This window comes from Oceanobacillus sp. FSL W7-1281, assembly GCF_037969835.1.
Classification (GTDB): Bacteria; Bacillota; Bacilli; order Bacillales; family Amphibacillaceae; genus Oceanobacillus; species Oceanobacillus oncorhynchi.
The window spans coordinates 3783065-3796399 of the sequence record NZ_CP150214.1 but is presented as its reverse complement, the minus strand read 5'-3'; the positions used below and the strand labels follow the sequence as shown (position 1 = coordinate 3796399).

The 13335-nt window shown below is 42.0% G+C and carries 9 protein-coding genes and 1 pseudogene; 8 read left to right on the top strand and 2 right to left on the bottom strand.

The annotated features are described in order from the left end of the window. Nucleotides 1-101 precede the first annotated feature (101 nt). Nucleotides 102-881, top strand: a complete 780-nt coding sequence (locus tag MKX55_RS18720; RefSeq protein ID WP_339234096.1) for an HAD family hydrolase — start codon at nucleotides 102-104, stop codon at nucleotides 879-881. A gap of 118 nt (nucleotides 882-999) precedes the next feature. Here the strand turns inward: MKX55_RS18720 and serA are convergent, their stop codons facing one another. Then, nucleotides 1000-2586, bottom strand: a complete 1587-nt coding sequence (gene serA, locus MKX55_RS18715) for a phosphoglycerate dehydrogenase (protein ID WP_339179635.1) — start codon at nucleotides 2584-2586, stop codon at nucleotides 1000-1002. A gap of 3 nt (nucleotides 2587-2589) precedes the next feature. Beyond that, nucleotides 2590-3747: an alanine--glyoxylate aminotransferase family protein gene (locus tag MKX55_RS18710; protein ID WP_339234094.1), complete on the bottom strand. Its 1158-nt coding sequence runs from the start codon at nucleotides 3745-3747 to the stop codon at nucleotides 2590-2592. Nucleotides 3748-4248: 501 nt separating this feature from the next. On the opposite strand from MKX55_RS18710, the gene ilvD reads away from it, so the two are divergent. From ilvD to leuC, 7 genes and pseudogenes are all read left to right on the top strand, one after another. Beyond that, nucleotides 4249-5934 (top strand): dihydroxy-acid dehydratase, encoded by a 1686-nt coding sequence (gene ilvD / locus MKX55_RS18705; protein ID WP_339234092.1) that lies wholly within the window; start codon nucleotides 4249-4251, stop codon nucleotides 5932-5934. Nucleotides 5935-7025: 1091 nt separating this feature from the next. Further along, nucleotides 7026-8747, top strand: coding sequence for a biosynthetic-type acetolactate synthase large subunit (gene ilvB, locus MKX55_RS18700; protein WP_339234089.1), 1722 nt, complete (start codon nucleotides 7026-7028; stop codon nucleotides 8745-8747). A 1-nt stretch (nucleotide 8748) separates the two neighbouring features. After that, nucleotides 8749-9276, top strand: a complete 528-nt coding sequence (gene ilvN, locus MKX55_RS18695) for an acetolactate synthase small subunit (RefSeq protein ID WP_339179626.1) — start codon at nucleotides 8749-8751, stop codon at nucleotides 9274-9276. After that, nucleotides 9276-10358, top strand: coding sequence for a ketol-acid reductoisomerase (gene ilvC, locus MKX55_RS18690; RefSeq protein ID WP_339185315.1), 1083 nt, complete (start codon nucleotides 9276-9278; stop codon nucleotides 10356-10358). The genes ilvN and ilvC overlap by 1 nt, the downstream gene beginning before the upstream one ends. Beyond that, nucleotides 10333-10416: pseudogene (locus MKX55_RS18685) on the top strand (hypothetical protein); the annotation flags it as partial. The gene ilvC and the pseudogene MKX55_RS18685, both read left to right, overlap by 26 nt. Nucleotides 10417-10759: 343 nt before the next feature. Then, on the top strand, nucleotides 10760-11866 hold the full coding sequence (gene leuB / locus MKX55_RS18680; protein WP_339234087.1) for a 3-isopropylmalate dehydrogenase: 1107 nt from the start codon (nucleotides 10760-10762) through the stop codon (nucleotides 11864-11866). A 53-nt stretch (nucleotides 11867-11919) separates the two neighbouring features. Beyond that, on the top strand, nucleotides 11920-13326 hold the full coding sequence (leuC, locus tag MKX55_RS18675; protein ID WP_339179620.1) for a 3-isopropylmalate dehydratase large subunit: 1407 nt from the start codon (nucleotides 11920-11922) through the stop codon (nucleotides 13324-13326). Nucleotides 13327-13335 lie beyond the last annotated feature (9 nt).

Below are 13335 nucleotides of genomic sequence, written 5' to 3'. Positions count from 1 at the left end.
TATCATAAGACATATCAAAGATTTTAGCAAGACTAAATTTTAAATTAATTTTAAATTATGATTACGAGTATGATTAAAATGGAAAAGTGAGGAAATGAATAATGAAAAAAATGGTATTATTTGATTTGGACGATACAATCTTATGGGACAAAAAAAGTGTACAGGATGCTTTTGATTTAACATGTCGGCTGGCGGAAAAGGAAGCAGGTACTAATCCGGTTGAATTGGAAAAAAATGTTCGTGCCAGGGCAAGAGAATTATATGCTTCTTACCCGACCTATGCCTATACACAAAAAATTGGCATCAATCCATTTGAAGGTCTGTGGGCAACGTTTGAGGACCCGGGGGAGGAATTCCGAAAGCTGCGGGAAATCGCTCCTGTATATCAGGAGAAAGCCTGGCTGGAGGGGTTAAAAGATACTGGTACGGATCAGCCGGAGCTTGCTAAAAAATTGGCAGAGGCTTTTAGATCATACCGGATAGAGAGCCCGCATTTATTTGAGGATGCCCTGTCTGTTCTTGCAGAGCTTGGAAAGGATTATCGCCTTGCTTTGCTTACAAATGGTTCGCCAAGTCTCCAAAACCTTAAATTAGAGATTTCACCTGAATTACCTCCGTATTTCGAGGAAATTTTTATCTCTGGAGATATCGGAACAGGAAAACCAGATCCGGAGATATTTCATCATGTTTTACAGCATCTCGCTATTGATCCGGAAGAGGCAGTCATGGTCGGTGATAATTTAAATACAGATATTATTGGAGCTAATCGGACAGGTATTGATTCTGTCTGGTTGAATCGATTTGATGCAGAAAATAAGACGGACATCGAGCCGGTCTATGAAATCAAATCACTTACAGAATTAAAAAATATCCTGCATTAAAAAATATCCTGCAATCTTAAATTGGGTGAATAGCCAATCTCTTATTATAACGTGTTTTATCCATAAAAAAAGCCGTTTGAACACAGCTTCGCGCCGTGTTCAAACGGCTTTTTACGTTTTACAAATCAATCGCAGTAACAGATTTAATCTCGTCTAATAATGCAATTTCGGAAAGAGCTTTATCTTCTAAATGACGATCGATGGTCAGCAGCATAATGGCATTTCCGCCTACGTCTGAACGATCCACCTGCATGGTAGCAATGTTGATATTATGCTCTGCAAATGCACTTCCCATGCGTCCGATAACACCAGGCTGGTCAATATGCTGGATAACAACCATATGCCCTTCCGGTGTCGCATCCACCTGATAGCCATCAACACGGACAAGGCGTGCTCCCAGGCCGTTTAATAGTGTTCCGGCAACTTTTCTGCTTCCGGAAGGTCCGGTTACTTCTATCGTAATCAGATTTGTAAATCCTTTTTGTGCCGATGTTTTGCTTTCGCTGACAGTAATTCCTTTACGGTCCGCCAGGTATAATGCGTTGACATCATTTACACGGCTGCCGAGGAAGCGTTTTAGGATACCTTTCACTGCATTGCGAGTGACCGGGCCTGTTTCAATGTCACTTAATTCGCCGGAGTACGTAATACGAATGTCATTTATGGCTTCATTCGCTAAATCGATAATAAATGTACCCAGTTTTTCCGCTAAATAGAAATAAGGCTCGATTTGATGCATTGCTTCACTAGGGATAGAAGGCATGTTCACTGGATGGCGGACTGCTTTACCTTCTAAGAAGCGGATAACATCATGGCTGACATCGATGGCTACAATTTCTTGCGCTTCGATTGTGCTGGCGCCTAAATGCGGTGTTGCCACAACCTCTGGCAGGGTGAGCAATTTATGTTCTGTAAAAGGCTCCTGCTCAAATACATCCAATGCCGCACCAGCTACTTTTCCAGAAACAATCGCGTCATACAAAGCATCCTCATCAATAATTCCGCCGCGGGCGCAGTTAACGATTTGTACGCCATCCTTCATCAATTCAAAGGCTTCCGCATTAATTAGATGTTTTGTTTCTTTTAACAGCGGTGTATGAACAGTAATGAAATCACCTGCTCGAAGCACTTCTTCTAACGTAGCATTTGTTATTCCCATCCGCTCTGCTTTTTCATCGGTTAAGAATGGATCATAAGCAACTACATTCATGCGCTGTCCTTTGGCGCGTTTCGCTACTTCGGCACCAATTCTTCCCAGTCCTACAACGCCCAGTGTTTTTTGTTTTAATTCCACACCGACAAAACGTTTGCGGTCCCACTGCTTTTGTTTTAAAGCATAGAAAGCCTGCGGGATATTTCTGGACAAGGACATAATCATAGCCACAGTATGCTCAGCAGCAGAATTGGTATTTCCGTTCGGTGCATTTACGACAATAATTCCATTTTCTGTTGCTGCTTCCAAATCAATATTATCTACGCCGACTCCGGCACGTCCGACAATTTTCAAACGGGATGCTTTTTCCAGTAAAGGACGCGTAACCTGTGTCTGACTGCGGACGAGTAAAGCATCGAATTGGTCGATATTTTCTAAGAGCGCTGCTTCATCCCAGCCTGGATTTTTAACAATCTCTATATTTTCGATTTCTCTTAATGGTTTAATTCCTTCGTCACTTAATGGGTCACTGACTAATACACGATATGTCATGAGTTACTTCTCCTCCTGTTGCAAATAAATTTCTTGGGCAGCCTGAACCCCTTTGCCAAGCTGGATATCTTTTCCGATTTTCACAAGACCGATTTCGATTAAGCTGATTGTTTGCAGCACGTCAGCAGGAGAGCAATAGCCCATGTGCCCGACACGGAAAATCGATCCTTTCAGGTGCTGCTGTCCGCCGGCCATGGTTAAATTGAACTGTTCCTTGACTGCAGAACGGAGCGCCTCTGAATCAAAGTCAACCGGCCGGACCGCTGTTACGGTTGGAGAAGCATCTTCATCTGCTGCCAGTAAAGGAATATCCAGTGCTTTAAAAGCAGCTCTTGTCATGTCACGCATGACGATATGCCGACGGTACACGTTTTCCAGGCCTTCCTCTTCCAGCAGATTCAGAACCTGATCGAGTCCAAATAAAAGAGAAAGCGCAGGTGTATACGGTGTAGATACTTTTTCTAAGTTTTTCCGGTAAACGCGCATATCTAAATAGAAGCGCGGCTGCGGATTGTCCTCAATAACCTTCCAGGCACGCTCGCTCGCTGCAATAAACATTAAACCGGCCGGCAGCATAAATGCTTTCTGCGAACCTGTTACATAAATGTCGACACCCCATTCGTCCATGTTAGCTTCCACGCCGCCCAGGCAGGACACACCATCCACAACGAAAAGAGCATCAGAAGATTCATGTACGGTTTTGGCAAGCAGCTCGATTGGATTTAAAATACCGGTAGAGGTTTCACAATATGTAGCAAAGACCACCTTGATTTCCGGATGTGCTTGTAAATATTCTTGAACGGCTTGAGGGTCAATTGTATCTCCCCATTCTACATCAATTCGGTGCAGCTTTAATTGAAAAGCTTCGCATATTTTTGCAAAACGATCACCAAATGCTCCGCTGACGATAACAAGAACATCATCTCCCGGATGTGCAGCGTTGCTGACAGCCATTTCTAATCCTGCTGTCCCGCTCCCGGCAACAGGAATCACATCCTGCTTCGTTCCAAATACAGATTTTAGCTTTGGAAGAATCCGTTCTAGTAATTCTTTCGTTTCTTTCCCGCGGTGGCCGATCATGGTCTGGTTCATTGCGCGCCCTACACTAGGAGGGATAGGGCTCGGTCCAGGTATTCTTAGAATGTGCTGATCTTTTAGCATGAATGGTAAGCTCCTTTAAAATGAATTTAATAAATGGAATATCAATAAGTACCAAACTGGTATTATTGGATATGATAGCAACTTTTCAAGAATCCAGTTTTATAAAAAATACAATGTCTTTAAAATGTTTTATTGGCAAACAATGTAACGTTTTTTATAAGGTTAAGATACTTTTGTGAGGTTAAAAACGGATGTTTATCGATATCCAATTAATAACATACGGATATTTTAACATAAAAGTATTTGAAAATGCAGATTCATATGAAAAAGTATTTCTTACCAATATAGCAACCTCAACCGTATTGTCAACATAAAGTTACATATTATGTGGGTACAGCAGAGAAGAGAATTATCCTTAAAGGCAGAAATTAAAAAATAAAAAACCCATTCTCCCCGGCATAGAAATCGCTTTCGAGGATGTTTAAAAAAAAGAAAAAACACTAAATAAATTGAACTATGCGAATATTATACCTATAATAGTCGAAAAAGGAAGGTGTAAAAATGGAGAAAGATTTAAGGATAAAAAGTAAAGCTTTTGACGGCACCATGCGAGCTCCTAATAGGGCGATGCTACGTGCAGTCGGGGTGACCGATGAGGATTTTAAAAAACCGATGGTCGGAGTTGCCAGTACATGGGCAGAGGTAACGCCGTGTAATATCCATTTGAATGATTTAGCTTTAGTTGCTAAAAAAGGAGTAAGAAAAGTTGACGGTGTGCCGTTAATTTTTAACACAATCACCGTATCTGACGGTATTTCTATGGGAACACAGGGAATGCGCTATTCTCTTCCAAGCAGAGATTTGATTGCTGACTCCATTGAAACAGTTGTCGGCGCGGAGAACTTAGACGGTCTTGTTGCGATAGGCGCTTGTGATAAGAATATCCCTGGATGTATGATGGCAATTGCCAATGCAGAGGTTCCGGCAATTTTTGTATATGGCGGAACCATTGCGCCGGGAAACCTTGATGGAAAAGACATTGATATTGTTTCTGTATTTGAAGGTGTCGGTCAGCATAATGCAGGGAAAATCGATGATAAACAGATGAATCGGATTGAATGTCATGCCTGTCCGGGCGCAGGGGCATGCGGCGGGATGTATACCGCAAATACGATGGCTTCTGCAGCAGAAGCAATGGGATTAAGTTTACCGGGAAGCTCTTCTAATCCTGCAGAATCACAGGAAAAACTTGGCGATGTGGAAGCAGCAGGGGAAGCTATCAGAACATTGTTGGAAAAAGGAATCTATCCAAAAGATATAATGACTAAAGAGGCTTTTGAAAATGCGATTACTGTTGTGATGGCATTAGGCGGCTCTACCAATGCTATTCTTCACTTGCTGGCAGTTGCGCATGCAGCAGAAGTGGACTTAACCATAGACGACTTTAACCGTCTTCAGGAAAAAGTGCCGCATCTTGCTGATTTAAAACCAAGCGGGCAATTTGTATTCCAGGACCTTCACAATGTTGGCGGTGTTCAGGCAGTAATGAAAATGCTTTATGAAAATGGCTATCTGCATGGAGACTGTATGACGGTTACTGGAAAAACCATCAAAGAGAATTTAGAGGATGCGCCATCATTAAAAGAAGGTCAAAAAGTAATTATGCCATTAAATGAACCAAAAAGAGAAGATGGACCTTTGATTGTTTTAAAAGGGAATCTTTCTCCAACAGGCGCGGTAGCAAAAGTATCCGGAGTGAAAGTAACAAGACATACTGGTCCCGCTCGTGTATTTGATACTGAAGCAGAAGCAACAAAAGCCGTGATGAATAATGAAATTAAAGACGGCGATGTACTTATTATCCGTTACGTAGGTCCAAAAGGCGCACCAGGGATGCCGGAAATGCTTTCTATTTCCAGTATTCTAGTCGGGAAAGGAATGGGAGAAACCGTAGCATTGCTGACAGATGGACGTTTTTCTGGGGGCACACATGGTTTAGTAGTAGGTCATATCTCTCCGGAAGCACAATCTGGCGGACCAATCGCACTCCTTGAAGAAGGCGACAGTATCACTATCGATTCATCCACGAAAGAAATCTTTGTGGATCTGTCTGATGAAGAATTGGACAAGCGCCGTAAAGCATGGGAAGCGCCGGAATTATATAAAAAAGGTATCTTAGGCAAATACGCACATAATGTAAAATGTTCTTCCAAGGGTGCTGTAACTGACTATTTGAACCGTGATTAAAAAATAAATAGAATTGCACTTAGAGAACCTCAATCAGGTGATACGTTTATTATCTGATTGAGGTTATTTGTGAGAATAAGAATGTTTATACAAATAGCTGGAAATATAGCCGCTCCAAATCCTGTGAGTCCCGAGCTAAGTCTCCTCGTATTTCTTCTGGGACTGGGACTGCGATTACTCGCCCCGCCGAAAACCGTCGTAGCGGACATCTCTTCGGCGAGAACACCGATGTTTTAAAGGACAAGCGGTTTTTTTTGGTTTTTCAAGTGTTTAAATGGAGTGAAGAATCCTGATGTTCCGCAGATTAGTCCTAATGGAAGATTCATCTTAAGTGAATTAGTCGAAGCGTCTAGGGTAAAACAGCAGAAAAGCATTTTTCTAGAGAATACCACCTAACAAAAGCAAGCTGTAATCTAATTTTAACAAAAATACGATGACAGTACACAACAACGATGTAAACGCATACATAAAATCAGACTAAATAGAATTATTAAAAAAATTACAAAATACTATTGACTATCATACGGAAACAAGATATGATTGTTCGCAATATAAGATATTTCTTAACGAAACATTTTTAAAATATCAAGAAGTTATTTCTTCACCAATATATTGAATACGTTGACGGGAAAAAAGGAAAAGACCATAGCTTTTACAGAGATCTGGGGGTGCTGGAAGCCCAGAATAGCTACTTATTCCGACATCGTCCCTGAGTGTCACATGGAAAGGAATATTCCAATTATATGTGACCAGGTGCATGACAATCTATGTACCTGTTATCAAACATAGCTCTAGCAGCTATTGAGGCAAAGTTTGAAAGAACTTTGTAAAACTGGGTGGTACCGTGAAAAGCAGATCCTTTTCGCCCCATACATGATAGGAAAGCATGTACATGGGGGGAAAAGGGTCTTTTTTAATTATTTTCGTAAAAACCCGAAACCAATCGCATGACAAATAGTTAGTTTAATTGAAAATTTCAGTTTTTTTAGCAAATAGGAAAATATCAGCGTATTCCATTTGTGTAACAAAATCATTCATCCGAAAGCGTGGTGAATGGCACGTTTTCTAAAAGAAAAAGGAGGGGCATTGTTGTGAAAGTTAATGCAAATCAAGGGGTAGAAGTGAAGAGTAATTTGGTCACAGGGTCTGATTTGTTAGTGCAGGCATTGGAAAAAGCAGGTGTTGAAGTTGTGTTTGGTTACCCGGGAGGTGCTGTTTTACCAATTTATGATGCGCTGCACCGTAACGATACAACCTTCAAGCATGTACTTTCGCGACATGAGCAAGGCTCCATACATGCGGCGGAAGGTTATGCAAGAGTGTCTGGGAAACCAGGTGTTGTTATTGCAACCTCAGGACCGGGAGCAACGAATTTAATTACAGGAATTACGGATGCCATGATGGATTCGATTCCATTAGTTGTATTCACGGGGCAGGTTGCGAAGCAGGTTATTGGAACAGATGCTTTTCAGGAAGCAGATGTCATGGGAATCACGACACCAGTTACAAAGTATAATTACCAGGTAAATGATATCGCGGACTTGCCGAGAATCGTGAACGAGGCATTTCATGTTGCAACAACAGGCAGACCGGGCCCGGTAGTTATTGATATTCCTAAAAGTATTTCCGAAACTGTAACAATCAATGATTACGAGGATGATTTTTATTTGCCGGGCTATCAACCGACAGTTTATCCGAACCCGATACAAATCTCAAAAGTAACGGATGAGCTGAGCAAAGCAGAAAAGCCGGTCATATTGGCTGGAGCAGGAATTTTAATTGCAGGAGCAACAGAAGAGTTAAAGCAATTTGTCAACAATTGGGAGATTCCAGTTGTCACGACACTGCTGGGACTGGGAAGCTATCCCGGCGGAGATAATCTGTCGCTTGGCATGGGCGGAATGCATGGAACGTATGCAGCAAATAGAGCCATTTATGAAAGTGACTTGCTTATCAATATCGGAGCACGGTTTGATGATCGATTGACTGGAAATCTGCAGCATTTTGCTCCTAATGCAAAAGTAGCTCATATCGATATTGATCCAGCTGAAATAGGGAAAAACGTTGAAACAGCAATCCCAATCGTAGCAGATGCGAAACAGGCGTTGAACGTACTTCTGCAGCAGGAAGTAAACCGCGGAGATTATACAGCCTGGTTAGATAAAATCAAGAAGAATCAAAAAGAATATCCGTTATGGTACAACCGCGAGGATAACCCGATCAGCCCGCAATGGCTAATCGAGCAGGTATATGAAAAGTCGAATGGAGAAGCGGTTGTGACAACCGATGTAGGACAGCATCAAATGTGGGCAGCTCAGTTCTACACCTTCAAGAACCCGGATAATTGGGTGACTTCAGGAGGACTTGGCACGATGGGCTTTGGTTTCCCTGCAGCAATCGGCGCGCAAATCGCCAAGCCGGATAAGATGGTTATCTCTATCGTAGGGGATGGCGGTTTTCAAATGACATTGCAGGAGCTGTCTATCTTGAAAACACAGAATTTGCCAGTAAAAGTGGTTATTCTGAATAATGAAGCACTTGGAATGGTAAGACAGTGGCAGGAAACATTTTATGAAGAACGTTACTCTCATTCCTTATTTTCAGAAAACCCTGATTTTGTGAAACTGGCAGAGAGTTATGGAATCAAAGGAATGCGTGTAGAGGATGAAAAGAATGTTCCAGATGCGCTGGAGGAAGCTTTCTCACATGATGGCCCGGTTGTTATTGACTGCCGGATTGAAAGACAGACATGTGTATACCCGATGATTGCACCAGGCAAAGGAATGCACGAAATGATTGGGGTGACAAAATAAAATGAAACGGATAATCATTGCCACCGTTCAAGATCGCGGCGGGGTTTTAAATCGAATCACTGGCATGCTGCACAGACGCCAGTTCAATATTGAAAGTATTTCTGTCGGCGCTTCGGATGTAAAAGGTATTTCCAAAATGACATTTGTTGTCGAAATTTCGGATAAGCAGAAGCTGGAGCAATTAACGAAGCAGCTGAATAAACAAATTGATGTCATTAAGGTTTTAGATGTCACAGACAAAGCTATTGTGACCAGGGAGCTTGCTTTAGTAAAAGTGGTCGCAAACAATCAGACGAGACCTGAAATTATGACACTGATTACGGCCTTCCGTGCAGACGTCATCGATATCAGTAAAGACAGCCTGATGATACAGGTTACCGGCAAGCCGGAGAAGGTCGATGCGTTGATTGGATTGCTCCGGCCGTATGGCATTAAAGATTTAACAAAAACAGGATTAACAGCATTTCCAAGAGGTTATCAACCTGAACAAGGTTTTAGTGAGCTGAACAATATTTCAGCTCATGGATAATAGATAAAAATAATAATAGACAAAGACGAGAGGGAGATTACATTATGGCAAAAGTATTATACAACAAAGATATCAATCAAGAGGTATTAAGAGATAAGAAAATCGCAATCATTGGTTATGGTTCACAAGGTCATGCACATGCAATGAACTTAAGAGATTCCGGATTCGATGTTATCGTCGGCTTACGTCCAGGAAAGTCACAGCAAAAAGCAGAAGCAGACGGTTTTGAGGTATTTTCAGTAGCAGAAGCAACAGCTCAGGCTGATTTAGTAATGGTATTGCTTCCAGATGAAATGCAGCCAAAAGTATATGAAGAAAGCATCAAGGATAACTTGCAGGAAGGAAATGCATTAGCATTTGCACATGGATTTAATATCCACTTTACACAAATCGTTCCTCCTTCAAATGTAGATGTATTCTTAGCAGCACCAAAAGGACCTGGACATCTAGTACGACGCACGTATGAAGAAGGAGCCGGCGTACCAGGATTATACGGTGTGGAACAAAATTATACTGGGAATGCGACAGAAGTAGCACTTGCTTATTCTTATGGTATTGGCGCAGCAAGAGCAGGCGTATTGGAAACCAGCTTCCAGGAAGAAACAGAAACAGATCTATTCGGAGAACAGGCTGTACTGTGCGGTGGAGCTACTGCACTTGTGAAAGCAGGATTTGAAACATTGACAGAAGCAGGCTATCAGCCGGAAGTAGCATACTTTGAGTGTCTGCATGAATTAAAACTAATCGTTGACCTGCTTTATGAAGGTGGATTAGAAAATATGCGTTATTCTATCTCCGATACAGCACAATGGGGCGACTTCGTATCTGGACCTCGTGTTGTTGATGAAGGAACAAAAGAGCGTATGAAGGATATTCTTTCTGATATCCAAAATGGTACCTTTGCGAAGGGCTGGATTTCTGAAAACCAAACAGGCCGTCCGCAGTTTAACGCAATCAACCGTCGTGAAAATCAACATCAAATTGAAGTTGTTGGAAGAGAGCTGCGTGCTTTAATGCCATTCGTTAAAAAACCAATTAACGATGTTTCGGAAAAAAATGAAAAAGCACAAGCTCAAAATTAAGTTCTTTGATACGACTCTTAAAGATGGTGAGCATTCACCAGGAGTTAATTTAAACTAATAATCTAAGCAGCTTGAAAAATAGAAGAGGGATTGAATGGAGGCTGGATTTCCAGCCTCCTTCAATGGAAGTATGAAATCAGCTATTCAGGTTTTCCTTGCAGCCCTGTTTGTATATAGCGTATCAATCAAAAGAAGGCACCTGAGGAAATTGTCGAAACAGGTGTAAACAGGTTTTGATAGGTGAAAGGGAAATTTGGAGATGCCGAATGATTTGCAGGAGATGCGACGTGTTTCGACAAACTTCCATAAATGCATTTGTTCAAGCGGTGAAATGTTACTTTGTTCAAAAGAATACTACTATTAAACAGCTCGTTCACGAGTAAGAAGAAGGAGAAATAATAATGGAAAAGAAAATTGTCCTGTTACCTGGAGATGGAATTGGTAAAGAAATTATGGATTCAGCAAAAAAGGTACTCGCAGCGATTGAAAGTGAATATCATCATCGGTTTATTCTCCAGGAGTGTGCAATTGGCGGAGATGCTCTTGACCGTTATGGTGTGCCATTGCCAGATGATACACTTCATGCATGTAACGAAGCAGATGCTGTCTTGCTCGGGTCAGTGGGAGGTCCGAAATGGGATAATCAGCCACCGGAATTCAGACCGGAAAAAGGATTACTGGGAATTCGTAAAGGGTTAGGCTTATTTGCAAATCTGCGTCCTGTGAAGACATTCCCGGCCCTGTTACATGCCTCTCCTTTAAAAGAAGAAATCGTCAAAGATTCTGATATGATGATTGTCCGTGAATTGACTGGAGGTTTGTATTTCGGCGAACCTAGTGAACGCAGAAACAATGGAGAAGACGTGGTAGATACACTCGCTTATTCAAGACATGAGATTGAAAGAATCGTAGAAAAGGGTTTTGAATCTGCACAAATCCGCAATAAGCATTTAACTTCTGTTGACAAAGCAAACGTATTAGAATCCAGCCGGGTTTGGAGAGAAATCGTGAATGAAAAAGCAGCAGATTATCCAGATGTAAAGGTAGAGCATTTACTGGTAGATGCCGCTGCAATGAAGCTGATTACCAATCCAAGCGGATTTGATGTAGTTGTCACAGAGAATTTATTTGGCGACATTTTAAGCGATGAAGCTTCGGTTCTGACAGGATCACTGGGCATGCTTCCATCAGCAAGTGTCCGCACAGACGGTTTAGGAATGTATGAGCCTGTCCATGGTTCAGCTCCTGATATCGCAGGAAAAGGGATTGCGAATCCAATCGGCATGATTTTATCCACGGCATTAATGCTGGAATACTCCCTGGGAATGCAGGAAGAAGCGAAAGCAATCGAATCCGCTGTGATGGATTGCCTGGAGCAGGGCTATCATACAGCAGATTTAAAAATTAAAGAAGGCAAACAAATGAGTACAGATGAAATAACAGAAGCGATTATCGAGAATTTAACGACAAAGTGTATTTCTGATTCAATTTGTAGCTCTTATGTATAAGTGCGTGTTCAAATCTTAAAAGGACACTATATATCGTTTCGGAGGTGTAGAAATTGGGAAAGGCTTTGACAGCATTTGAAAAAATTTGGAATAAGCATGTTGTAAAAGAAGAGGAAGGAAAGCCGGCTCTTTTATATATTGACCAGCATCTTGTCCATGAGGTGACGTCTCCGCAGGCGTTTGAAGGTTTAAGACTGAATGGACGTAAGGTAAGACGTCCTGATTTAACCTTTGCTACAATGGATCACAACGTTCCAACTATTAACAGGGAAAATATGAAGGACGAAATTTCCAAAAAACAAATGGAAGCTCTAAAAAAGAATTGTGCCGATTTTGGCGTGAAGCTGGCGGATATGTATCATCCGGATCAAGGGATTGTCCATATCATTGGGCCGCAATTAGGTTTAACCCAACCGGGAAAAACCATCGTTTGCGGGGATAGCCATACATCCACACATGGAGCATTTGGAGCATTTGCATTTGGGATTGGAACCAGTGAAGTAGAGCATGTTCTGGCAACACAGACAATCTGGCAAGACAAACCGAAAACATTGAATGTTCAAGTCGTTGGAGATTTAGGCGTTGGAGTGACAGCGAAAGATTTGATTCTGGCGATTATTGCAAAATTCGGCGTTCGTTTTGGAACAGGATATGTAATGGAATACACTGGTGACGCTATTCGTAAATTAACGATGGAAGAAAGAATGACGATTTGTAATATGTCCATTGAAGCTGGCGCACGTGCTGGTTTAATCAGTCCGGATGAAACAACTGTAGAGTTCCTTCGTGGTCGTGAAATGGTTCCGGAAGGAGAAGCTTTTGAAGCTTTAGCAGAAGAATGGTTAGCACTGGCAACAGATGAAGGTGCAGAATATGATCATACCGTTACCATCTATGCAGACGAAATTGAACCACAGGTAACTTGGGGAACAAACCCTGGAATGGGCGTGCCAGTCAATGCTTCTACACCGACAATTGCCGACTCAGAGTATCCGGACGAAGTAGAACGTGCTCTGACCTATATGGATTTAGAAGAAAATCAGCCGATCACATCGATTCATGTCGATCATGTCTTTATTGGCTCTTGTACGAATTCCCGATTGAGCGACCTGAAAAAAGCCTCGAAAATTGTCGAAGGCAAGAAGGTAAAAGACGGTATTAAAGCAATCGTGGTACCTGGATCATTTTTGGTAAAACAGCAGGCGGAGGAAATCGGCCTTGATAAAATCTTTATAGATGCCGGGTTTGAGTGGAGAAATTCAGGCTGCAGTATGTGTCTGGGAATGAATGATGATATTGTCCCTGCTGGCGGCAGATGTGCATCAACGTCAAACCGGAACTTTGAAGGAAGACAAGGAAACGGGGCGCGCACACACTTGGTAAGTCCAGAAATGGCGGCTGCAGCAGCAATTGAAGGGCATTTTGTAGACGTGAGAAAATATGTGGGAGTACCGAGCTAGGAGGAGTAG

Coding starts and splice junctions, on each gene's coding strand:
- MKX55_RS18720 (WP_339234096.1), top strand. CDS start 102: ATGAAAAAAATGGTATTATTTGATTTGGACGATACAATCTTATGGGAC.
- serA (WP_339179635.1), bottom strand. CDS start 2,586: ATGACATATCGTGTATTAGTCAGTGACCCATTAAGTGACGAAGGAATT.
- MKX55_RS18710 (WP_339234094.1), bottom strand. CDS start 3,747: ATGCTAAAAGATCAGCACATTCTAAGAATACCTGGACCGAGCCCTATC.
- ilvD (WP_339234092.1), top strand. CDS start 4,249: ATGGAGAAAGATTTAAGGATAAAAAGTAAAGCTTTTGACGGCACCATG.
- ilvN (WP_339179626.1), top strand. CDS start 8,749: ATGAAACGGATAATCATTGCCACCGTTCAAGATCGCGGCGGGGTTTTA.
- leuB (WP_339234087.1), top strand. CDS start 10,760: ATGGAAAAGAAAATTGTCCTGTTACCTGGAGATGGAATTGGTAAAGAA.